This window comes from Paraburkholderia lebeckiae (genome assembly GCF_014201005.1).
GTDB classification, from domain to species: Bacteria; Pseudomonadota; Gammaproteobacteria; order Burkholderiales; family Burkholderiaceae; genus Paraburkholderia; species Paraburkholderia tuberum.
Genome location: NZ_JACHDK010000003.1, coordinates 269,335 through 290,464, shown reverse-complemented (window position 1 = coordinate 290,464; position 21,130 = coordinate 269,335). Strand labels below are relative to the sequence as shown.

Genomic DNA, 21,130 nt, shown 5'->3' with positions numbered 1-21,130 from the left:
CAGGCGTGGCTGACCCACGAAGTCACTATTGCGCGGACTTTCGTGCATCCCTTCCGCACGTATCCGCCGACACCGAGCGAAATACGACTGCTTGGTGAAAGCGTTTCGCCATTCACTACTTTGGCCCGCCCCTGGTCCCTCACACGACGGCGACCAGGTATCGCTGCGGCCATTTCACATCGACTATTTTCGCTTGATTGAATCAGGCGCCTGATCCGGCAGCCGATAGGCCCCTTGCGCGGCGCGATTTCACGCGCCTGATTCGCTGACAAGGAGATGAAGATGAAGACCCGCCAATTAAGCATTTGGTCGGCTGTAGCCGTTGCACTTCTGTCGCTGAGTGGCACCGCGCAGGCCGGCGGTGATGACGGCGACCGTGGCCGTGGCGGTGGCGGCGGTCTTTGCTCGAATGCAACGCTAAAAGGACCCTATGGGTTCATCGGTCACGGCGTGATCCTTGGGTTGCTGGATTCGAGCAACGTGCTGCATCCGTTCGCCACCCAGGCGATGCTCGATGACGTCGCCCTCGTGACATTCGACGGCAACGGCAAATTTACCCGCACCGATTTCGGGAGCATCAACGGCGTGCCGAAAGGTGGGCAGACAACGTTCAATCCGCACCAGAAAGGTACTTATAAGGTGAACTCCGATTGCACCGGCACGATGTCGATCGTCTATATCACCGGAGGACCCGTGCCAGCCGGCGTCGAGACCGATCTGAACATCGTGGTCACTTCGGACGGGACGCAGGTCGAATCCGTCGTTTATCGGGCGAGCATCCCGTCGGCCGCGTCGGCCCCCGACGGCTACAGCTGCCCGATGGATTGCGTGCAAGGTGTGCAGGAGGCGTTCGAAGGGAAGAAGGTTCTGGTCTACGGCTTCCGGTAGTGGGGTGCTGCGGGATCGAATGAATTGACGCGGAACCATTTCGTCATGTTCACTGGGCTCCTTTGGTCAACAAACCTGGAAGGTTATTTCGATGACTGCCCACACATATCCAGCCTGCGTAACCCAACCCGCAGGGACCTCCATGGACTGCCAGACGACTCCACATTAAGAGCGGTGGCAATCCGTCTGCTCCGCCTCTGAGAACGCCCGCGCAACTGGCGGGCGTTCTCGGCAGACAGCCTAAAGCACAAGTAAGCCAGTCTGTTCGTACGAGAAAAAGACGCTCGCAGCGGGGCGGGCGTTAAAGACAGGCGGCGCCCTGAGAGGGGTTACTGCCGTCTTTTTCCGGGCACAACGAATAGACTGCCGCTGTTCGAACTGACGAGACTGCGCCGCACTGGCCTGTTCGTTGGTTTCGCCGCTACCCTAAAAACTGCCCCAGTCGACCATCCTGCAAGCGATCACACCCTTTCCTACCTTTGCCACTCATGAAAACCAGACATAGCTATCACGACGCCGAGCTGGTCGGCTGCGCATACTCGCGCACGGATTCCTCTCTGCTGCTCAGTTTCGAATGCGCAGACGGCGCTGTGCCGAAACTATTGTTCTCCGGAGTCTCGGCCGTACGTATCAACGATTTCTGCCAGCAGAATGTAGTGTCGCGCCTGCTCATTTCGCCGTCGCATGCGTTCGCGCCCGATGAGATTCGCGCCTATGTAAATTGGGCACACAGCCAGCATGACTATCGCGCAGCGATGACGGACGAGAAGGCGCAGACAATCGATGCAGCCATTGCTGCAAAAAAGTCCATCCTGTTCGTACTGGAGCCGTCCGTCGGTGCGGAAGTCGTCGCGGTGTGCCACGGGATTCAGGAGATTGATTGACCTCCCTCGCGTCGCGAGAGGGCGGCGCTGCTTCGAACCGGGAAAATCCCGCTTCTAAAGATCAAGCGCGCCGCCAGGCGCACAAGCAGACGAAGGCCGACCGCGAGCGCAAGGTGCAGCTCGTCGGCGAGGCCGTTCTCAGGCGTGTGGATCGCGGCGAGTGGGATGAGGCGGAGTTTCGCCGGATGATGGACGATGCGCTATCCCGGCCCGCTGACCGGGCGCTGTTCGATCTGGATTGAGCGAGACACGGCGAGGCATGGCGGCAGCGCGTCGCTGTGCGCCGTATGATGTAAGCGACACCGTTACGTCAGAGGCAAACCGTCATGAATCGGGATAGGCTAGCGACGGCTCGGCGCGAGGCCGTAAGACGCATTGCGTATCGCCTTGCCGACAGCGGCAACTATGCAGACTGTGAGGCGGTTGAAAAAACGCTTCGCGCCCGTTATGGCGTGCTTGATTCCCGCCAGCTGCTGCGCGTCTACGGCTTCCGGTAGTCGGGTACTGACGTATCGGATGAATTGGCGGTTGCCGCCGGCTTTTCAACCGGCGGCGCACTCGCTTCATCGGTGCTTCGCTCAATGCCCCGGTCGTTCGCCCACTGCGACCGGCGCATGCTTCGTCTGCCGGCTCAACATCAACGTCACGACCGCCGACACCGCCAAAGTCGCCCCGACCACGTAAAGCCCCGCCGTATAGCCGCCCGTTACTTGCTTGAGCCAGCCGATCGCAAACGGCCCGACGAAGCCGCCGAGATTGCCGATCGAGTTGATCATCGCAATCCCCGCCGCCGCCCCGGCGCCCGACAGGAACATGCTCGGCATCGCCCACAGCGGCGCCTTCGCGGCACTGATTCCGACGTTCACGACGACGAGCGCAAGCACGATCATCAACGCGGTCGTCGCATTACCGGCGAACACGAAGCCGACGCACGCAAGCGCGCACGGAATCACGACATGCCACGTACGTTCGTCGGTGCGATCCGAGTGCTTCGCCCATAGCACCATCGCGATCACCGCGAGCACGCTCGGCACGCCGGCCAGCAGCCCGGTTTCGAACGTGCCGAAACCGTATTGGCGGATGATCAGCGGCGCCCACAGGCCGAGCGTATAAAGTCCCGCCGAGGTGCCGAAATAGATCAGCGCGAGCGCGAGCACGCGCGGATCGCGCAACGCGCTGAGCGCGCCGGCCGTGTGGCCCGCGTGCGCGTGCCGGGCGTCGGCTTCGAGCTTCAGCTTCGCGATCAGCCAGTCGCGTTCTTCGGGCTGCAACCATTCGGCTTGCGCGGGTTTGTCGGTCAGATACTTGAGCACGAAGAAGCCGAGGATGATCGCGGGCAAGGCTTCCAGTATGTAGAGCAATTGCCAGTCGGCAAGTCCGGCAATGGGCGGCAGCTTCATGATCGCGCCGGAAATCGGCGAGCCGATCGCAGTCGAGATCGGCGCGGCGGCCATGAACCATGCCGCCGCGACCGCGCGCTGCCGCGCCGGAAACCACAGGCTCAGGTACAGGATGATGCCGGGAAAGAAGCCCGCTTCCGCGACGCCGAGAATGAAGCGCAGCGCGTAGAAACTGGTCGGCCCGACGACGAACGCCGACGCGAGCGACACGAGCCCCCACGACACCATCACGCGAGCAATCCAGAGCCGCGCGCCGACCTTGTGCAGAATCAGGTTCGACGGCACTTCGAACAGAAAATAGCCGATGAAAAAGAGCCCGCCGCCGAGGCCGAACGCGGTCGGCGAAAGACCGATCGCCTTGTTCATCGACAACGCGGCAAAACCCACATTCACGCGATCGAGAAAGCTCACGAAGTACAACAGCATGACGAACGGGATGATCCGCAGCATCAGCTTGCGGGACACCCGGCTTTCGAGTTCCGAAGTCATTGTCTCCTCCTGCGGCGCGCGGCTGTTGACCGCGCGCGAGCCTCGCGCCGGCCGACGTTGGGCCGAGCTAATCGAGTCAAGGTTGTGTGCCGGCCACGTCGTGGCCGGGGCGTAGACCGCGCGCCTCATTTGCGCGCGGTTCCGCTCAGTCCGGTTCAGTTCGCGCGAAGCCGGCGCTCAAGCCGCGTTCGCCGCGGGCGTCGCCGCCTGCTCGATGAACTCGCACACGGCCGCCGTCACCTGCGCGGTCGTGGCCGTGCCGCCGAGGTCGCGCGTGTGCAGCGCTTTGTTCGCGGTCACCGCTTCGACGGCCTGCATCACGCGCCTGGCCGCGTCGAATTCGCCGAGGTGTTCGAGCAGCATCACGACCGACCAGAACGTGCCGACCGGATTCGCGAGCCCCTTGCCCATGATGTCGAACGCGGAGCCGTGGATCGGCTCGAACATCGACGGATAGCGGCGCTCCGGATCGATGTTGCCGGTCGGCGCGATGCCGAGGCTGCCGGCGAGCGCGGCCGCGAGGTCGCTGAGAATATCGGCGTGCAGATTGGTGGCGACGATCGTGTCGAGCGTCGCGGGACGGTTAACCATGCGCGCGGTCGCCGCGTCGACGAGTTCCTTGTCCCACGTGACGTCCGGAAACTCCTTCGAGATTTCGAGCGCGATCTCGTCCCACATCACCATCGCGTGACGCTGCGCGTTGCTCTTCGTGATCACGGTCAACAGCTTGCGCGGGCGCGACTGCGCGAGGCGGAACGCGAAGCGCATGATGCGCTCGACGCCGGCGCGCGTCAGAATCGACACGTCGGTCGCGGCTTCGATCGGATGGCCCTGATGCACGCGGCCGCCGACGCCCGAATATTCACCCTCCGAATTTTCGCGGACGATCACCCAGTTCAGATCCTCGGGCTTGCAGTACTTCAGCGGTGCGTCGATGCCGGGCAGGATGCGCGTCGGGCGCACGTTCGCGTATTGGTCGAAGCCTTGGCAGATCTTCAGTCGCAGACCCCACAGCGTGATGTGATCGGGAATGTCCTTGTCGCCCGCCGAGCCGAACAGGATCGCATTTTTGTTGCGGATCGCGTCGAGCCCGTTGGCCGGCATCATCACGCCGTGCTGGCGGTAGTAGTCGCCGCCCCAGTCGAAGTTCTCGAACTCGAACGTGAAGGCGCGCGTGGTCTTCGCGAGCGCCTCGAGCACCTGCGCGCCGGCCGGCACGACCTCCTTGCCGATGCCGTCGCCGGGGATGGTTGCGATGCGATAGGTCTTCATGTCTCCGTCCTGTGCTTGGTGAATGGCGTGAGTGGACTCTAGCTCGATCCCACGGGTAAAAACCGGTGCTAAACTCAAAGCATCTTTAACTTGCATTCACAAATGCGAAGGCGCGGAAAAGACGATGCGCGACACCGTCCAGCCAGCCGATCTGGGCTTTTTCTCGACGCTCGCCGCGAGCGGCAGCCTCAGTGCGGCCGCGCGCGAACTGGGGCTGACCGCGGCGGCCGTCAGCAAGCGCCTCACCCAGATGGAGCAGCGCGCGGGCGTCGCGCTCGTAAACCGCACGACGCGCCGCATGATGCTGACGCCCGAAGGCGAGCTATACCTCGACCGCGCGCGGCGGATTCTCGACGAGATCGACGAACTGGCCGAACTGCTCGGCTCGGCGAAGAAGACACCGAAGGGTTTGCTGCGCGTGAACGCGACGCTCGGCTTCGGGCGCAGCCATATCGGGCCGGCGATCTCGCGCTTCGTCGCGCGGTATCCGCAGGTGTCGGTTCAACTGCAGTTGTCGGTCACGCCCCCGCCGCTTACCGACGACAGCTTCGACGTCTGCATCCGCTTCGGCGAGCCGCCCGATACGCGCGTGGTCGCGCGCCGGCTTGCGCCGAACCGGCGTCTGCTGTGCGCGGCGCCGTCGTATCTCGCGGCGCACGGCATGCCGCTCACGGCGCACGATCTGACGCGCCACAACTGCATCGGCATTCGTCAGGGCGACGAAGCGTACGGCGTGTGGCGGCTGACCTCGGGACGCGGCGCCGCGCGCAAGACCGAGGCGGTGCGGATCAAGGGCACGCTGACCACCAACGACGGCGAGATCGCCGTCAAATGGGCGCTCGAAGGACACGGCATCCTGATGCGCGCGGAATGGGACATCCGGCAGTATCTGGCGGAGGGTTCGCTCGTCCAGTTGCTGCCCGATCACGACACACCGAATGCGGATATCTTCGCGGTGTATTCGCCGCGGCATCAGATGTCGAATCGTATTCGCGCGTTTGTCGAGTTCATTGCGCGGGAGTTGGGGGGTGAGGTGGGGGCGGGGGCGTAGTGCTGCACAGCGATCGTGCGCACCCGTGATGTCATCAAAGAGCGAGCAGCACCTCGGCCCAATTTTGCCTCGCTTTCCGAGTCGTCTGATTGAGCATGGTTCCGCCTTCGCCGGATCTGACGGTGTCACGAGCGTTACCTCGAGTCACCTGTCTTCTCGCTTCCGTCTCCACCACGGAGTGAACGCCTTTCCGATCACGGGCGTAGAGATGACCGCACAACACGAACAGGTTCGCCTCTCTTTTGCCAGGGTCAAGCAGGAGTACATCGTTCAAAATGCCAGAGGCGGCAGCAACGGCGTAGTTACTGGAATCTTCGACATCAGGGCCAACCGACCTGTGTCCCGATGACAGTGTCAGCCAGACCTTTTCAATGCACATCACTGACTATCGAATAAAGCCTCCTGATATCGTAAAGTTGAGGAAATAGAGACCGCCTCCATCCCATTAGTCACCAAGGCCGGACCTGACCAAACCGGGTAACGATGCCGAGACCAGACCCCGCGCTGTACCGCAGCTCGACAACCCCGATGACGCGGCGGCGCAGGCGTCTTCTGAGCGTCGGCGCGATCGTGCTCATCGCCGCATTCGGCTGGATGCTCGCGCTCGTGCTCGAGCCCGCGTTCCAGCGCACGATCGTCATCACCACCGGTGCGGACGGCGGCATCTATCGCGGCTTCGCCGATCGCTACGCGCCGCTGCTCAAGCGCGAAGGCATCAAGCTCGACATCCGTAGCTCGTCGGGCTCGGTCGAAAACTACCAGCGGCTCGCGGACCCGGACAGCGCCTATCAGGTCGGCTTCATCCAGTCGGGCACGACCAGTCCGAAGGACACCGACAATCTGCAAACCATCGCCGCTGTGTCGTACGAACCGATCTGGGTGTTCTATCGCGGCGATGCGACGATCGACCGGCTGTCGCAACTGCGCGGCAAGCGCATTTCGATGGGCGTGCCAGGCAGCGGGTTGCTCAACGTCTCGCAGATGCTGCTCGGCTATAGCGGCGTCACGAGTCAGAACTCGACGCTGCTGCAGATGGACGCGAACGCCGCATACCAGGGGCTCGAAAGCGGTCAGGTCGACGCGGCGTTCTTCATTGGCCGGCCCGACGCCGACATGCAGCACACGCTGCTCACCAGCAACCTGAAGCTGATGAGCTTCGCGCAGGCCGATGCACTGGCGCAAAAATTCCCGTCGCTGTCGAAGATCACCTTGCCGCGTGCCTCGACGAGCGTCGCCGACGATCTGCCGCGCAGCGACATCACGCTGCTCGCGGCGACGGCGCTGCTCGTATCGAAGGACTCGCTGCATCCGGCGCTCGTCTATCTGCTGCTCGACGCGGCGCGCACGGTGCACGGCGGCGAGGACTACTTCACGCCGCTCGGCACGTTCCCCAACCTGAACACCGAAGAATTCCCGATCTCCGACGAAAGCGTGCGGTACTTCAAATCGGGCCGGCCGTTTCTGTATCGCTACCTGCCGTTCTGGCTCGCGAGTCTGATCGAACGTCGGCTGCTGATTCTGGTGCCGTTCCTCGCGCTGCTGATCGGCCTCGCGCAGGCGCTGCCGCGCATGCTCGAAACGCGTATGAAGAAACGCCTGTTCGTGTGGTACCGCGCGATCAAGGCGCTCGAGGACGAAGTGTGGAAGAACGCCGAGCCGTCTCGCGCGCAGATCGCGCAATGGAGTGAGGAGATTGAAAGCATCGACGCGAACGCTAGTCAGATCCGAATTCCGTATCGCTACTTTCAGGATGTTTACGCGCTGAAGCAGGCGATCGGCGTCGTGCGCGACCGGATCGCGCATGTAGCGCAGAAAGTGCAGAGGTAGGGACGGCGGTCGCTTAGCCCTGTGCGATTCCCGGGTATTCACCACCGCGCGACCCGTTGTTTTTCCGCACGGCCTCACCGCATGGTCGCTTGCCGCAGCGCAAGAAAAAAATCTCTGTGAAATCAGTCGAACGATAGGTCGATTCAATTGGCGCGCTCGCGATTCGCATCCTGTAATGGACTCCTACCCCGCGTACCGTCCATCCAGCCTGCCGTCCGACCCGGAGAGAGACCATGTCCCAGCCTGAGCCGAATATAGACGAAGTGGTCCGAAGCATCGCCGAGGAAACCGACACGCCGGCGGAAACGGTGTCGCGCATGTACGCCGATACGCTCGCCGAATTCCGGAACGAGGCGCGCGTGTTCGACTACGTGCCGCTGTTCGCCGCGAAGAAGGTCCGCAACGAGTTGCGTCACAGGCAACATCGCAGGCACTGACTCGCGGCATGCGGTGATGCATCGGCTCACCGCACTGTCGCACGCGTCGTGGCTCCAGATTTTGCGAGCATGGTGGAGCTAACAATCGCGTCGCAAATTTTTTATGCTGGCGGTTCCACAGCTTTCCAAAGGAACCGTCCACATGTCCGCCCCGCTGCAGATTCGCGCCGTCACCCGTGACGATTTCGATGCATGGTTGCCGCTATGGGACGCCTACAACGCGTTTTATGGCCGCTCGGGCGAGACCGCGTTGCCGCGCGAGATCACGCACATCACGTGGAATCGCTTTTTCGACGGCTACGAGCCGATGCATGCATTCGTCGCGGAACGCGCCGGGCAATTGCAGGGCATCGTGCATTTTCTCTATCACCGTCATACGACGATGGCGGGGCCGATCTGCTATCTGCAGGACCTGTACACGCTCGATAGCGAGCGCGGCAAGGGTGTCGGCCGTGCGCTGATCGAGGCCGTCTATGCGCGCGCAAAAGCCGACGGTGCGCAACGCGTCTACTGGCAGACGCACGAGACGAATCACACCGCGATGCAGCTCTATGACAAGGTCGCGGATAAGTCCGGCTTCGTGGTATATCGCAAAGCGCTCTAACGCACAGCGCTTCTCATCAGAGATGCCTATCAACGGCGAAAGGCGCAGCACCGTTATGCGACGCAAAAACGTCATCCGATCGACGCACGGCACTGGCTACTATTGGCCGTCGACGCCACGCATCCCAGCTGGCGCGCGAAGCGTCGGCCGCCGTAAAGCCGCGAGGCCTGCCGGCCTCGGCGGACCCGTAACCGGTGTCGCGCGCGCCGCTTCGAGCGGCGCCGATGCGACCGTCACGTCTCCTTCGGAACTCACCGATGACCGACCACGATCCTCACCTGCCGCCGAAACTGGACAACCCCGATTCAATCGATAACACCAACGACGCCCCCGACGATCCCGAACGCCGGCGCGTCCTGACAGGCCTCGCGGCGGTCGGCCTCGGCCTTGCGCTGACCGGCTGCAAAACAGGCGAGGGACTCGCGGGCAACGGGCCGCCGCGCAGCGCCGCCGACTTGCGGCTCGACGCTGCGCTGCACGATCAGGTGAAGAACATCGTGGTGATCTACGCGGAGAATCGCAGCTTCGCGAACCTGTACGGCAACTACCCGGGCGTGCAGCATCCGCTCGACGCGGTCACCGCCGAGCAATACGTCCAGCTCGACCGCGATGGCAAGACGCCGCTGCCGCGGCTGCCGGCGATCTGGGGCGGGCTCGTGCCGCAGGCGCAGGAAGTGGACGGCAAGCGCTACATGATCGGCGAAAAGGATCTCGATCATCTGCGCAACCGGCCGTTCCGCATCGTCGATGCGCACGGCGCGCCGCTGCCGACCGGCGTGATCACGCGCGACCTCATCCATCGCTTCTATCAGAACCAGATGCAGATCAACGCGGGGCGCAACAACCAGTTCGCCGCGTGGGGCGATTCGGGCGGCCTTGTGATGGGGCACTACCGCAATTCCGCCGACACGCTGCGTCTGTGGAATCTCGCGCAGCAGCACACCCTGTGCGACAACTTCTTCATGGCCGCCTTCGGCGGCTCGTGGCTGAACCATATCTTCCTGATCTCGGCGCAGGCGCCCTACTATCCGGACATCCACAACAGTCCGGCGAAGAAGATGGTGTCGGTCGTGGAAGGCGACGATCCGACCGGCACCCGTTTGAAGCTCGCGCCCAATTCGCCCGCGTCGGCGCTCGACGGTCCGCCGAAGTTCGTCAATGACGGCGCTTTCACCGCCGACGGCTACGCAGTCAACACGATGGCGCCGCCGTATCAGCCGAGCAGCGTGCGTCCGGCCGAAGGCGGCGACCCGGCTTTCGCGGATCCGTCGAACCCGCGGGTGATGCCGCCGCAGAATTACGCGACGATCGGCGACCGGCTGACCGGCAAGGGCATCGACTGGGCGTGGTACAGCGGCGCGTGGCAATTCGCGCTCGATCATCGCGATACCGGGTCGATGCCCGACTTTCAGTACCACCATCAGCCGTTTAACTACTTTGCCAATTACGCGCCGGGCACCGCCGCGCGCCGCCGCTATCTGCGCGACGGCGGCATGGGCAACGACGCGTCGACCAATCGCCTGATTGCCGACATCGACGCGGGACGTTTGCCGACCGTGACGTTCTATAAACCGCAGGGCGACCTGAACATGCACGCGGGCTATGCGGACGTCGCCTCGGGCGACCGTCACATCGCGACGCTGATCGAGCACATCCAGCGCGGCCCGCAATGGCAGAACGCGGTCGTGATCGTCACCGTCGACGAGAACGGCGGTTGGTGGGACCACGTCGCGCCGCCGATCGGCGATCGCTGGGGTCCGGGTTCGCGCGTTCCCGCGCTCGTGATCTCGCCGCTGGCGAAGAAGGGTTATGTCGATCACACGGTGTACGACACGAACTCGATTCTGCGTTTCATTAGCCGTGTGCATGGACTCGCGCCGCTCGATGGCGTGGTCGCGCGCGACAAGGCTTTCGCAAGCAACGGACTCGCGCCGCTCGGCGATCTGACCGCTTCGCTCGATCTCGCTTGAGCGCCTCTCGGCTGCGTTGATTTGCCGCGGCTCGCGGTCTGCATGTGGTCGTTACTGCATGCAGACCGCGTACCCCGCGGCGCGGGAGCATGCACCGTACCCCGCCACACTTTTTTGGCGACTTGATTTTCCATTCGCACGTCATGCCTTTGTCTTGCATAAAGCGCCGCGCCGCCTAGACTGATAAAGCGCTTCGCAATTTATGAACGGAACTGATATGCGACTGACCATCCTGATTAACGGTTCCGATCCCACCGTAAGCCATGATTACGCTGTGCTCTGGCTCGATACCGATGAACATCGGTGGTCGAGAGAAGCGCATCAAGGGATCGACTTGCCCCCATGGGGCGAACTGCGCGACGAAAACGGCGTGACCACGCTGTGCGCACCGAGTGCCGACGCGCCGCTCTGTACGTTGCGCGGTCTGCACGTCGATCGCAAGGAGCGAGTGAGCGCCGCGCAAGGCGCCGCTGCATGGACCGCGCTGCAAACACGCAAGGCGACTAGCGGCTTCTGGCGTTTGCAAGCGGTGGATCGTCAAAAAGTGCGCGCTGAAAACAGCGTGTTCGGTAATTAAGTTCTGGCGCGATTCGTCGCGCTTCTCTTTTCCGGTCGAAACTTCCGGCTCATTGCGCGAGCCCTGTTCGGACGCGTAAATCTGTTCGTGCGCAATCGAACATAACGTACCGCGATAGCGCACCCCTTAAGACCTTCTTAAGATTGCGTGCGTAGATTCGGAAGTCCACGCATTCGGGTCGCTGCAAAGCGGCCCATTTTTTTGTCCGGCGCACGCCGCCTTTGCCGTTTCAAATTCCCTTCCTTCGATTCGCATTTCGCAGCCGCTCGATGCGGGCCACGACGCTATACTTGCGTCCCCGTTCATCGAACCATCGACACATGAAGAAGTGGCTTGCCTGTCTGTTACTCGCCGTTGCCGCTCATGCGAGCGCGGCGCCTTCCTGCGCCGGATTCACGCCGAATGCGCAATGGCCCGTCCTCACCAATCAGAAGATGGCGCCGAAAACGCGCCTGCTTTGTTATAGCGATTTCGCGGTGCTGCATTCGGGTATCACGCACGGTCCGCTGTGGTCTGCCGAGCATCTGACGCGTGAGCACATCGAAGAAGCGAAGGACATGGTGCGCACCAACAAGTTCTTCGAAGACGCGCGTCTGCCCGAAGGCGAAGGCGCGACACTCGCCGACTACAAACGCAGCGGCTTCGATCGCGGTCATATGAGTCCGGCGGGTAATCGGTGGAACGACGAGGCGATGGCGCAATCGTTCTCGCTCGCGAATATCGTGCCGCAAAATCGTCAGAACAACCAACGATTGTGGGCACGCATCGAAACAGCCGTGCGCAAGATCGCACTCGCCTACGACGACACGTACGTCGTCACCGGACCGCTGTTCACCGGCCGGCAATTGCAAACGATCGGACCGACGCGCGTGTTCGTGCCCACCCAGTTGTACAAGGTCGTCTACGTGCCGTCGCGTCAACTGGCCTTCGCAATCGTGGTTGATAATGTAGCGACCAACCGCTACGACATCCGCACGATTCACGAACTCGAAGCGATGTCGGGCATCCGCTTTCCGGGCATTCCGGACAACCTCAAGGACCAGCGGCCAGGAGGACTGAAAGGTGTTTAAGCCCTATTCGAACGACGACGACGTACTCAACATTCAAGGCGATGCGCTCACGCTCAGCAATGGCACGACGCGTGTCGTGCTGAACGGCACGCTCGAATTGACGCGCGATCAACGCGGACTGAAGGCGGCGCTCGCGCTGAAGGAAGCGCTCGATGCGATCGTCGCGAGCCTGCAGGCGCAGAAGGATTTACCGGCAAAGGTGCAGGACGAGCCGGATGCTAAACCGGGTACCGTGCAGAACCCGTTTCAATAACGGATTCGGCGGCGTTGCATTTGCGCAACCTCGCAGATCGCAACTTTTACTCATGTCGGTCACGCAAACCTTTGCGCGACCGACAGTTTTCTAATCTCGCGCCAATAGAGCGGATCGCCCCCTCTCTGTCACATAATGTACATAGAGAAACCTTAGCGTGCGAGGTTTCCTCATACATCGACTGGCGTCGCCATGCATGCTGCGTTCTCGAGATTTCGCCGTTCTTCCGCACAGGGTAATCCGCGCACTGCCGGAGACTTGTGCCAGGAAGTTCCATCCGTAGACGTTGAAGATCCCAACTCCGTGGTCATGGAGATCTTCTCGGCGCGCCGCGACATGCAGAGTCTCGCTGTCATCGATGACCAGCGTCCCATCGGCCTGATCAACCGCGATATCTTCATGTCGCAAATGAGCAAGCCGTTCCATCGAGAGCTTTACGACAAGAAGAGTTGCATCGCGTTCATGGACAAGGAACCGCTCATCGTCGACGCCGACGTGAGCATCGAAGCGCTGACGTTCAGGACCGTCGAGGCCGGAGAAAAAGCGCTGGTCGATGGTTTCATCGTGACACGTGACGGACTCTTCTCGGGTCTCGGCAGTGGTCTGCAGCTTATCAGTGCGGTCGCGGAAATGCAGGCGGAGAAGAACCGCCAGATCATGCAGAGTATCGAGTACGCCAGCGTGATACAGCGCGCCATGTTGCGTGCTTCCAGCGAGACCCTGTCGATGAAGCTGCGCGACGCGGCGATGGTCTGGGAACCTCGCGACGTCGTCGGCGGCGACTTCTATCATTTCGCGGCCTTTCCGAACGGCTGGTTTGGCGCTGTTGCCGATTGCACCGGACATGGCGTGCCGGGCGCCTTCATGACCTTGCTTGCTTCGGCGTCACTGTCGAAGGCGCTCGAACAGATCGGTCCGCGCGACCCCGCCGCGCTACTGGCGGCCGTCAATCGAAACGTCAAGGGCTTGCTTGGGCAAGTGAACAGTGCCGACGAAGGAACCCAATCCAACGACGGTCTGGATACCGCACTCTTCTGGTTCGACGCCACGGAGAGCATGCTGCATTTTGCCGGCGCGAGGATCGCTCTGCACATCCTGTCGCCCGATGCCGCGGAGTTCGAAACGATCGGCGCCGACCGCATGGGTGTTGGTTATGTGGACAGTCGCGCCGACTATGCGTGGACCTTGCGATCGAATCCGGTCACGGCGGGTAGCCTGCTGTTCATCTATACCGACGGCCTCGCCGATCAGATCGGCGGCCCGCGCAACATTTCTTTCGGCCGGCGCCGTGCGCTCGACCTGATACTCGAAAACCGCGCCGAAACCCCGGCGACGATTTGCGAGCGCGTCCGGCTCGCGCTCGCCGAGTGGCAAGGCAAGCAACCGCGCCGTGATGACGTCACGCTTTTCTGTGCCCGCATTTAGCGAATTCCCAGAATGTCCCAACTACTAGAACAAGACAGCGCCTTTTTCGAACTCGCGCAGCGGCGCAACGTGCTCTTCTATCACAAGGGCTACTTCTCCCATAACATCGTCGCGTCGATGGGCGAAGTCGTGAAACTGCAGCTCGAAGTCGCCGGAGTCAGCGGTCCTACTCGCCGCAAACTCTTCTCGTCCTTTATCGAACTGGCACAGAACATCGTTCATTACTCGTCGAACGCGCTGGAGCCCGGTGGCGAACGGGCAGGCGAGATACGCGAGGGCGCGGTCTGCATCTCCAGGCACGGCGAACATCACGTAATGTTGTGCGTCAATCCCATCGCGACCGCGGAAGTCGAGGACCTGCGAAGCAGGTTGGAGCCTCTGCGCAACATGTCACTCGAAGAAATCAAGCAAGCGTACAAGGTTTCATTGCGCACCGATGCTCCGAAAGACAGCAAGGGCGCCGGGCTCGGCTTCCTGACGATGGCGCGCGATGCGAGCGCGCCGCTTGAATTCGCTTTTCATCCGCGTGCCGACGAACCGGGCACCACGCTGTTTTGCCTCATGGCCATCATCTGAGCAGGAAGGCACACGAACAATGGAAAACCTACACATCCCCGCGACGACGACGTCGCCCGAAGTCGATTTTCGCTTCGACCAACACGCGTTGTCGATCAGGGGAGAGTCCTACCCTGAAAACGCAGCCGCCTTTTACGCGCCGATCATCGAGCAGATGCGCAAATACCTCGCCGCGAACGCCGGGGCCGAGATCACTATCGACGTCGCGCTGACGTACTTCAATAGCTCGAGTACCAAAATGCTGTTCAGCATCTTCGACGCGCTCGATCAGGCGGCGGAATCGGGAACCCGCGTGTCGATGAACTGGTATCGCGACGAGGAAGACGAGACCATTGCCGAATTCGGCGAAGAACTGAAAGCCGATTTCCGCGCGATCGAGTTCACCGATCGTCCCATTGCGCGGCAGGGAAACTAAAGTGCGTTCGACCCCTTCCCTTGACGTGTCCTCGGGCGGCGCACCCGATCTGTTCCAGAACGAGAGCACCGCGCTGGCAAAGGCTCGCGCCGTGCATTCGATCGTCGATGCGGACCCCGCGGAGTATCGCCAGTCGTTGGGCGAACTGATCGAGCACTTCCAGCGCCTGATGCGCGAGACACGGCGCCTGATCGGCCGCAGCGATCGGGCTGAACGCGAGATGCAGGTGCTGGCCCAGCAGTTGGCGTATCGCGCATCGCACGACGCGTTGACGGGCGTACTGAACCGCAGCGCCGTGATCGAACGGACCACCAAGATCTTGCGCATCAGTAGCGCGGTGATGATCATCCTCGACATCGACGAATTCAAGCGGATCAACGACGACTACGGCCACCCCACCGGAGACGCGGTCATTTCGGGGGTCGTCGATTGTCTGCGCAGAATCGTCGGGGAACAAGGCTTCATCGGCCGGGTGGGCGGTGAGGAGTTCACCGTGCTGCTGCCCGGTCATGAACCGGCCAGCGGTGCCATTCTTGCCGAGCGCATGCGAGAAGCCATCGGTGACTCGCTGGTCGTTCCACCCGTCGAGCGCCGCATCACGGCCAGCTTTGGCGTCAGCATCAACGAGGTCGGAACCTGTTTCGACACCGCATATGGCCTCGCCGATGCCGCTCTGTACCGCGCCAAGCGAAGCGGGCGCAACCGCGTGGAATTTGCCGATCGATAGGCGGATAAGCAGACCCATAGCGCGGCGTTACAGGCAGATCCGGAGCGCCCTGAGGCAAGTCATGCAGCCACCTAAACATTCACTATCCGGGCGGGTCGGTGTTCGCCCGCGCCGGGTTGACGGAAAGGGAAGCGCCTTGGCACAGGAAGTAACGCGCAAAGCCGGTACTGTCATAGCCGTACTTGCCATTCTCGCTGTCATTGCGACGAGTACCTTCCTCGCAATCCGCCAGAGCAGCGAGCAGGACAGTTCGCTTCGGACGATCCAGGCTTCCGGGCGGCTGCGCCACGACCTCGACCAGGTTCAGCAAGTCATGCTCGATGAGCATGCGACGCTCTACACCTCGATCGCAACGGTGCCGCTCTACAACCGCGCCGCATATAGCTTTCCGATGCTGGAACTGCTCGCGTTGACGCGCGACGCGCGCGAGAGCTGCAGCGAGAATCAGGAATGCATATCGAGGCTGTCGGATCTGGACGACATGATCGGCAGACTTAGCGAGCTGAGCTTTGGTCTTGCGCGCAAGATCGCGGAACATCCCGGCAGTGTGGCAGTGGGTGACCCCAGACTCGAACAAATCGACGCCTATTTCTATAGCGTTCTCGAGCGGGTCGTCGACGTACGACTCGCGGCCGACGCCAAGGTCGCTTTAGTCGTCAGCAAATCCTCGTTGGATGGGAAGTGGTTTACGCGCATGCTGTCGAGCTGCGGCGTCGCTTCGGCCTTGTTGCTGCTTTCGCTGATTCACTGGAACGGGCGCATCGGAGCGCATCTTCGTCGTTCGCTCACAAGACTCGAGCATCAAGCCAGATACGACGCACTGACCGATCTGCCGAACCGGGTGCTGCTCGGCGAACATCTTTCAGAGTCGCTCGTACGCGCGGCAGCGACGGGTCAGAACGTTTCCGTCCTGTTCCTCGATCTCGATCGTTTCAAGGACGTCAACGATTCGCTCGGACACCGCATTGGCGATTTGCTGCTACAGGCCGTGGCGCGAAGGCTTCAGCGTCTGCTGCGCGCGACGGATTTCGTCGCGCGTTACGGGGGCGATGAATTCGTCATTGTCGCGGAACGGGCCGACGCGAAGGAACTCACCGAAATGCTGGACACGCTGATTCACGAGATGAGCGAGCCGTATCGCATCGGCGAGCACGAGCTTTATCTCGAAGCAAGCATCGGCGTCAGTACTTTTCCACAAGACGGCGCCCAGCCGGAACTGCTCACGCGAAATGCCGATGCCGCGTTGTACGTGGCGAAATCGCGCGGGAGAAACGGCTATCAATTCTACGAACCGGAGCTGAGCAGGGCGGCCGCCGAGAAGTTGCGGCTCACGACGCGACTGCGGCGCGCCGCGAAAGCCAATGAGTTGTACCTGGCGTACCAGCCGCAAATCGACATGAAAACCGGATGCATCGTCGGTGCCGAGGCACTTTTGCGGTGGCACGACGACGAACTCGGTGAAGTCTCGCCGGCCCTCTTCATCCCGCTTGCCGAAGAAACCGGTCTGATCCAGAGCATCGGCACGTGGGTATTGCGGCAGGCGTGTCTGCAGGCGAGCGCATGGGTACGCTCGGGGCTTCCGCCCGTGCGCATATCGGTCAATGTTTCGCCACTTCAACTCGAACGCGCGGACCTTCCAGGCGTAGTGCGCTCGGCACTCGACGATGCCCATTGGCCCGCCGAACTGCTGGAGCTCGAAGTCACCGAGGGCACGTTGATGCGCAACGCTGAAGAAGCGCAACGGGCTTTTGCCGAACTGCGCGAACTCGGTGTGTCCATTGCTATCGACGACTTCGGCACGGGTTATTCGAGCCTCAGCTATCTGAAACGCTTTAGCGTCGACCGCATCAAGATCGATCGTGCCTTCGTTTGCGAAATCGGCAGAGACAAGGAACTCGAAGCTCTGTCGCTTGCCATCATCGCGATTGCTGAAACGCTGAGCTTCGATGTCGTCGCTGAAGGGGTCGAGCTCGAGGTCCAGCGCGAGTTTCTGGTCCGTCACGGATGCACGGTGGCCCAGGGGTTCCTGTTTAGCCCAGCGGTCTCGCCGGAAGCTTTAGCGCAATTGCTCGGCAAGACCGCGGTCGCGTCTTCATTGAGCCTGGCGCCTTTGCGGGGATTTGCTTTGTGAGTCGCAACATGTATCCGCGCTGACGCACTACTTACGTTTTGTCACCAGCGCAGCGTCAACTCCTGTATTCCGCCCTACGTTAAACCGGCAGCGCTGAAATGATTCAGCCGCGACAAACGAATCCACCGATTCAATCAGGAGTCACATCATGAAGACGCTTTTCGCCGCTGTTGCTTCCGCACTGCTCGTGTCGAGCGCATTTGCTCAAACGGCCGCACCGTCTGCCGCACAACCCGCGCAAACCACGCAGCTGCCGACCGCCGGCCAGGCGAATCTGAAGGCGAGCACCGCGATACAAGCCGGCGCGACGGACGACAGCGCGACCGCAACGAAAGCGCCCGCCGAAGGCGCTACGCAAAAGCACGTGAAAAAGACTTCCACCCATACGAAGAAGGTCCACAAATCCACGGGCAAACACACCGTGGAAACGAGCGCCGCGAAGACTAAAACGGAAAGTGCGAAGGAGGCCAGCACTGCCCCGGCGAAAGCCGACGGCGCACAAGCCGACACGACCAAAACGCAATAACGCGTGATCGGTTTCGGCGCTGACCGGCCATGCAGGTGCTGTTCAAATAGAAGTTGATCGAAGCCGGACTGTGCCGTTCAGGGAGGGCGAGTCTTACGACTCGCCTTTTTTTCTATGCGGCGTGTCATTCCCCGTCGTATCTTTTTGCCGACAGACGCGCGAATTTTTGCACCGTCTTTACTCGCGGACGACTACTCTCGAATTGTTCCAATTCATCATCGCGTCGCACGAACGCCGCATCACATGGCTCTTACCCAATCGCTCGACAAGCTATCGCCGCAACCTGCCAGCAAGCAGGTTCAACACAGCACCGTCATTCCGTTTCCGTCGGCGCGTGCGCTTCTACTCGTGACGCTGACGCACGCTCACTTGCGCGCACTGCTTCATTCGCCGCTCGGCGTCTATGTAGTCAACACGGAAACCGTGCGCGAAGAGGACCGCGTGCAACTCGACATCGCGCGCGAAGATCTCCACTTCACGTTGTACATGCTGCTCACCACGTTGCCCGCCGCGACGATCGGTCCATTGAAACGTCGCGTCAGCCACCCGAGCGCGCGTTAAATGCGCTCGACGAGAGCCTGTTCACGCAGCTTGTCGGCATCGACGATTTCGATCTTCGCATAGCGCAGCTTCAACGCGCCCTGCGTCTCGAAGTGCTTGAGCACCTGACTGATCGTCTGCCGCGACAACGCGAGCATCATCGCCAGGTCTTCCTGCGGGACCTTCAGCACGCTGCGCAATGCGCCGGGTTCGCCATGGCCGCCCGCCATCAGCAACAGGCGCCGCGCGACACGCGGTGCGGCCGGCAATAGCGCGGCTTCCTCGATCGCCTCGAACGCAGCGCGTGGTTTCGCGCTGCGTTCGAGCAAGCCGGCAAGCTCCTTCGATGAAAAACGCTCTGTCATGGACGGTATCCGTGGACGATCGTTGCTGATTGTCGGCTACCCGATGGTTTGAAAATCCGCTGCCCTCGATTATGCTGACTTTGACACAGGAGCGGCCCTGATGAGAACGCTGACGCAGCAACTGACGCAATACGCGGCCTACCATCGCGACCGGCGCAATATCGCCACGCACTTCGTCGGCATTCCGATGATCGTGCTCGCGCTCGCGGTGTTGCTGAGCCGCCCGTCGTTTGGCGCCGGGATGTTCCCGGTCACGTTGTCGCCCGCGTGGTTGCTGTTCGTGGCGGCGACCGTCTACTACCTCGCGCTCGACGTGCCGCTCGGCGTGCTGATGGCCTGCGTCTCGGCGCTCTGCGTCGCGTTCGGCAAGTGGATCGCCGTGCAAACGACGCTCGCGTGGCTCGCGACCGGCATTGGGCTGTTCGTGGTCGGCTGGGTGTTCCAGTTCGTCGGCCACGTGGCCTACGAACATCGCAAGCCGGCATTCGTCGACGACGTGATCGGCCTGTTGATCGGCCCGCTATTCGTGCTCGCCGAAGCGCTGTTCGGTGTCGGCTGGCGTCCCGAGCTGCGCGACGCGATCGAGGCACAGGTAGGCCCAACGCGCATCGCTGAGCGAGCGCCGTAGTTCAGTTCGACGCGAACCGAACGAAGCGCACGCTGTGCAGCGCGGTCAGCGCGACGGCGATCCAGATCGGCACATAGGTCGCGAGTTGCGCGACGCTCAGCGTTTCGCGCAGCAGCGTGATCGACACGAACACGAGCAGCACCGGCTCGACGTAGCCGAGAATGCCGAACAACGCGACCGGCAACAGTCGGCTCGCCTTCAGATACGAAGCGAGCGCGAGCGTGCTCAACGCACCGAGGCCCGGCAATAGCAGACACCACATTTCGGCGCGGCCGGCGATCGCTTGCAGCGAGCCGCCGCCAAGAATGCACACGGCGGCCACCGGCAGCAGCAATGCCATTTCGACGGTGAACATCGCAAGCGAATCCTGATTGATCTGACGACGCAGCACGAAATAAGGCGGATAACCGAGCGCGACGACGAGCGTCGGCCACGAGAACGCGCCCGTCACCCACAGTTCGTGAGCGACGCCAACCGCCGCGCACGCGACCGCGAGCCACTGCAACGCGTCGAGCCGCTCGCGATAGTGGAAGCGCCCGACCAGCACCATCGCGAGCGGCAGCAGGAAATAGCCGAGCGACACTTCGAGCATGCGCCCATGCAGCGGCGCCCACAGAAACAGCCATAGCTGCGCGCCCAGCAAGCCCGCGGCCACGATCATCGCGGCACCGAGCTTCGGCTGCGTCATCATTTGGACAACCAGCGCGCGCAGAATCGGCAGGCGCTTGCGCAGCACGACGAGCAGCAGCGCGCCAGGCACGGTCCACACGATGCGCCACGCGAAGATGTCGAGGCCCGACAGCGGTTTCAGCAGCGTCGCGTAAGCGGACAGCAATGCGAACATCGCCGACGCGCCGACCGACAATGCGATCCCGCGCCTGAAGTCGTTGTGATTCATTGCGCGCTCGGGGATCGGTGTGACGCGTGGGCTTGCGGCGCGCGACGCAGGCTCGCGGCGTTCGTTGTCGTCATGAATATGATGTCTCGTGAGCAGGCGGCCACGCGGGCAAAGCGGCAGACGCTGCGTTGTTGTTCTGAAGCGGCGGTGCAAAACCGTAGGAAAACGGGCATTCTA

The 21,130-nt window shown here is 62.0% G+C and carries 22 protein-coding genes and 2 pseudogenes; 20 read left to right on the top strand and 4 right to left on the bottom strand.

The features are described 5' to 3' along the window. The first annotated feature begins 282 nt into the window (after nt 1-282). From HDG39_RS07875 to HDG39_RS07865, 3 genes are all read left to right on the top strand, one after another. On the top strand, nt 283-888 hold the full coding sequence (locus tag HDG39_RS07875) for a hypothetical protein (protein ID WP_184004698.1): 606 nt from the start codon (nt 283-285) through the stop codon (nt 886-888). 656 nt (nt 889-1,544) lie between these two features. Then, entirely contained in the window at nt 1,545-1,772 is a 228-nt protein-coding gene (locus HDG39_RS34935; protein ID WP_260327587.1) for a hypothetical protein, read from the top strand. Then, a complete protein-coding gene (locus tag HDG39_RS07865) occupies nt 1,769-2,014 on the top strand; it encodes a hypothetical protein (protein WP_260327586.1) in 246 nt (81 codons plus the stop codon). The genes HDG39_RS34935 and HDG39_RS07865 overlap by 4 nt, the downstream gene beginning before the upstream one ends. Nucleotides 2,015-2,350: 336 nt before the next feature. Here HDG39_RS07865 and HDG39_RS07860 read toward each other — a convergent pair whose 3' ends face one another. Beyond that, a complete protein-coding gene (locus HDG39_RS07860) occupies nt 2,351-3,661 on the bottom strand; it encodes an MFS transporter (protein WP_018423968.1) in 1,311 nt (436 codons plus the stop codon). A 177-nt stretch (nt 3,662-3,838) separates the two neighbouring features. Then, nucleotides 3,839-4,933, bottom strand: a complete 1,095-nt coding sequence (locus HDG39_RS07855) for a tartrate dehydrogenase (protein ID WP_184004695.1) — start codon at nt 4,931-4,933, stop codon at nt 3,839-3,841. Between the two features lie 124 nt (nt 4,934-5,057). On the opposite strand from HDG39_RS07855, the gene HDG39_RS07850 reads away from it, so the two are divergent. From HDG39_RS07850 to HDG39_RS07780, 16 genes and pseudogenes are all read left to right on the top strand, one after another. Then, nucleotides 5,058-5,984, top strand: a complete 927-nt coding sequence (locus HDG39_RS07850; RefSeq protein WP_018423970.1) for a LysR family transcriptional regulator — start codon at nt 5,058-5,060, stop codon at nt 5,982-5,984. A gap of 223 nt (nt 5,985-6,207) precedes the next feature. Beyond that, nucleotides 6,208-6,333: pseudogene (locus HDG39_RS34930) on the top strand (Hcp family type VI secretion system effector); the annotation flags it as partial. A gap of 179 nt (nt 6,334-6,512) precedes the next feature. Next, the gene (locus tag HDG39_RS07845; protein ID WP_184005217.1) at nt 6,513-7,811 is read left to right on the top strand and encodes a TAXI family TRAP transporter solute-binding subunit; all 1,299 of its coding nucleotides are present in this window, start codon (nt 6,513-6,515) and stop codon (nt 7,809-7,811) included. Between the two features lie 233 nt (nt 7,812-8,044). Beyond that, entirely contained in the window at nt 8,045-8,248 is a 204-nt protein-coding gene (locus HDG39_RS07840) for a DUF3562 domain-containing protein (RefSeq protein ID WP_184004692.1), read from the top strand. A 142-nt stretch (nt 8,249-8,390) separates the two neighbouring features. Continuing rightward, entirely contained in the window at nt 8,391-8,852 is a 462-nt protein-coding gene (locus HDG39_RS07835; protein ID WP_184004689.1) for a GNAT family N-acetyltransferase, read from the top strand. Nucleotides 8,853-9,109: 257 nt separating this feature from the next. Then, nucleotides 9,110-10,822: an acid phosphatase gene (locus HDG39_RS07830; RefSeq protein ID WP_184004686.1), complete on the top strand. Its 1,713-nt coding sequence runs from the start codon at nt 9,110-9,112 to the stop codon at nt 10,820-10,822. 217 nt (nt 10,823-11,039) lie between these two features. After that, nucleotides 11,040-11,399, top strand: a complete 360-nt coding sequence (locus HDG39_RS07825) for a DUF3564 domain-containing protein (protein ID WP_184004683.1) — start codon at nt 11,040-11,042, stop codon at nt 11,397-11,399. A gap of 320 nt (nt 11,400-11,719) precedes the next feature. Continuing rightward, nucleotides 11,720-12,469 (top strand): DNA/RNA non-specific endonuclease, encoded by a 750-nt coding sequence (locus HDG39_RS07820; RefSeq protein WP_184004680.1) that lies wholly within the window; start codon nt 11,720-11,722, stop codon nt 12,467-12,469. Beyond that, the gene (locus tag HDG39_RS07815; RefSeq protein ID WP_184004678.1) at nt 12,462-12,722 is read left to right on the top strand and encodes a hypothetical protein; all 261 of its coding nucleotides are present in this window, start codon (nt 12,462-12,464) and stop codon (nt 12,720-12,722) included. Before HDG39_RS07820 ends, HDG39_RS07815 begins: the two co-directional genes overlap by 8 nt. 309 nt (nt 12,723-13,031) lie before the next feature. Further along, entirely contained in the window at nt 13,032-14,147 is a 1,116-nt protein-coding gene (locus tag HDG39_RS07810; protein ID WP_184005215.1) for a SpoIIE family protein phosphatase, read from the top strand. A gap of 12 nt (nt 14,148-14,159) precedes the next feature. After that, nucleotides 14,160-14,723, top strand: coding sequence for a SiaB family protein kinase (locus tag HDG39_RS07805; RefSeq protein ID WP_090808073.1), 564 nt, complete (start codon nt 14,160-14,162; stop codon nt 14,721-14,723). 19 nt (nt 14,724-14,742) lie between these two features. Further along, nucleotides 14,743-15,138 carry a DUF1987 domain-containing protein gene (locus HDG39_RS07800; protein ID WP_184004675.1) on the top strand — a complete coding sequence of 132 codons (396 nt, stop codon included), beginning with the start codon at nt 14,743-14,745 and terminating at the stop codon, nt 15,136-15,138. Between the two features lies 1 nt (nt 15,139). Beyond that, nucleotides 15,140-15,865, top strand: coding sequence for a GGDEF domain-containing protein (locus HDG39_RS07795; protein ID WP_184004672.1), 726 nt, complete (start codon nt 15,140-15,142; stop codon nt 15,863-15,865). Continuing rightward, complete coding sequence (locus HDG39_RS07790) at nt 15,792-17,996, top strand: putative bifunctional diguanylate cyclase/phosphodiesterase (RefSeq protein ID WP_260327582.1); 2,205 nt, start codon at nt 15,792-15,794, stop codon at nt 17,994-17,996. Before HDG39_RS07795 ends, HDG39_RS07790 begins: the two co-directional genes overlap by 74 nt. Before the next feature lie 148 nt (nt 17,997-18,144). After that, the gene (locus HDG39_RS07785; RefSeq protein ID WP_184004669.1) at nt 18,145-18,522 is read left to right on the top strand and encodes a hypothetical protein; all 378 of its coding nucleotides are present in this window, start codon (nt 18,145-18,147) and stop codon (nt 18,520-18,522) included. Between the two features lie 243 nt (nt 18,523-18,765). Further along, a complete protein-coding gene (locus tag HDG39_RS07780; protein WP_184004666.1) occupies nt 18,766-19,083 on the top strand; it encodes a hypothetical protein in 318 nt (105 codons plus the stop codon). Here HDG39_RS07780 and HDG39_RS07775 read toward each other — a convergent pair. Then, a pseudogene (locus HDG39_RS07775) lies at nt 19,080-19,400 on the bottom strand (helix-turn-helix domain-containing protein); the annotation flags it as partial. The gene HDG39_RS07780 and the pseudogene HDG39_RS07775 sit on opposite strands and share 4 nt — an antisense overlap. Nucleotides 19,401-19,527: 127 nt before the next feature. Between HDG39_RS07775 and HDG39_RS07770 the strand changes: the two are divergent. Next, complete coding sequence (locus HDG39_RS07770; protein WP_018423987.1) at nt 19,528-20,055, top strand: Mpo1 family 2-hydroxy fatty acid dioxygenase; 528 nt, start codon at nt 19,528-19,530, stop codon at nt 20,053-20,055. A gap of 1 nt (nt 20,056) precedes the next feature. Here HDG39_RS07770 and rarD read toward each other — a convergent pair whose 3' ends face one another. Further along, nucleotides 20,057-20,953 carry an EamA family transporter RarD gene (rarD, locus tag HDG39_RS07765; RefSeq protein ID WP_184004663.1) on the bottom strand — a complete coding sequence of 299 codons (897 nt, stop codon included), beginning with the start codon at nt 20,951-20,953 and terminating at the stop codon, nt 20,057-20,059. Nucleotides 20,954-21,130: the final 177 nt, after the last annotated feature.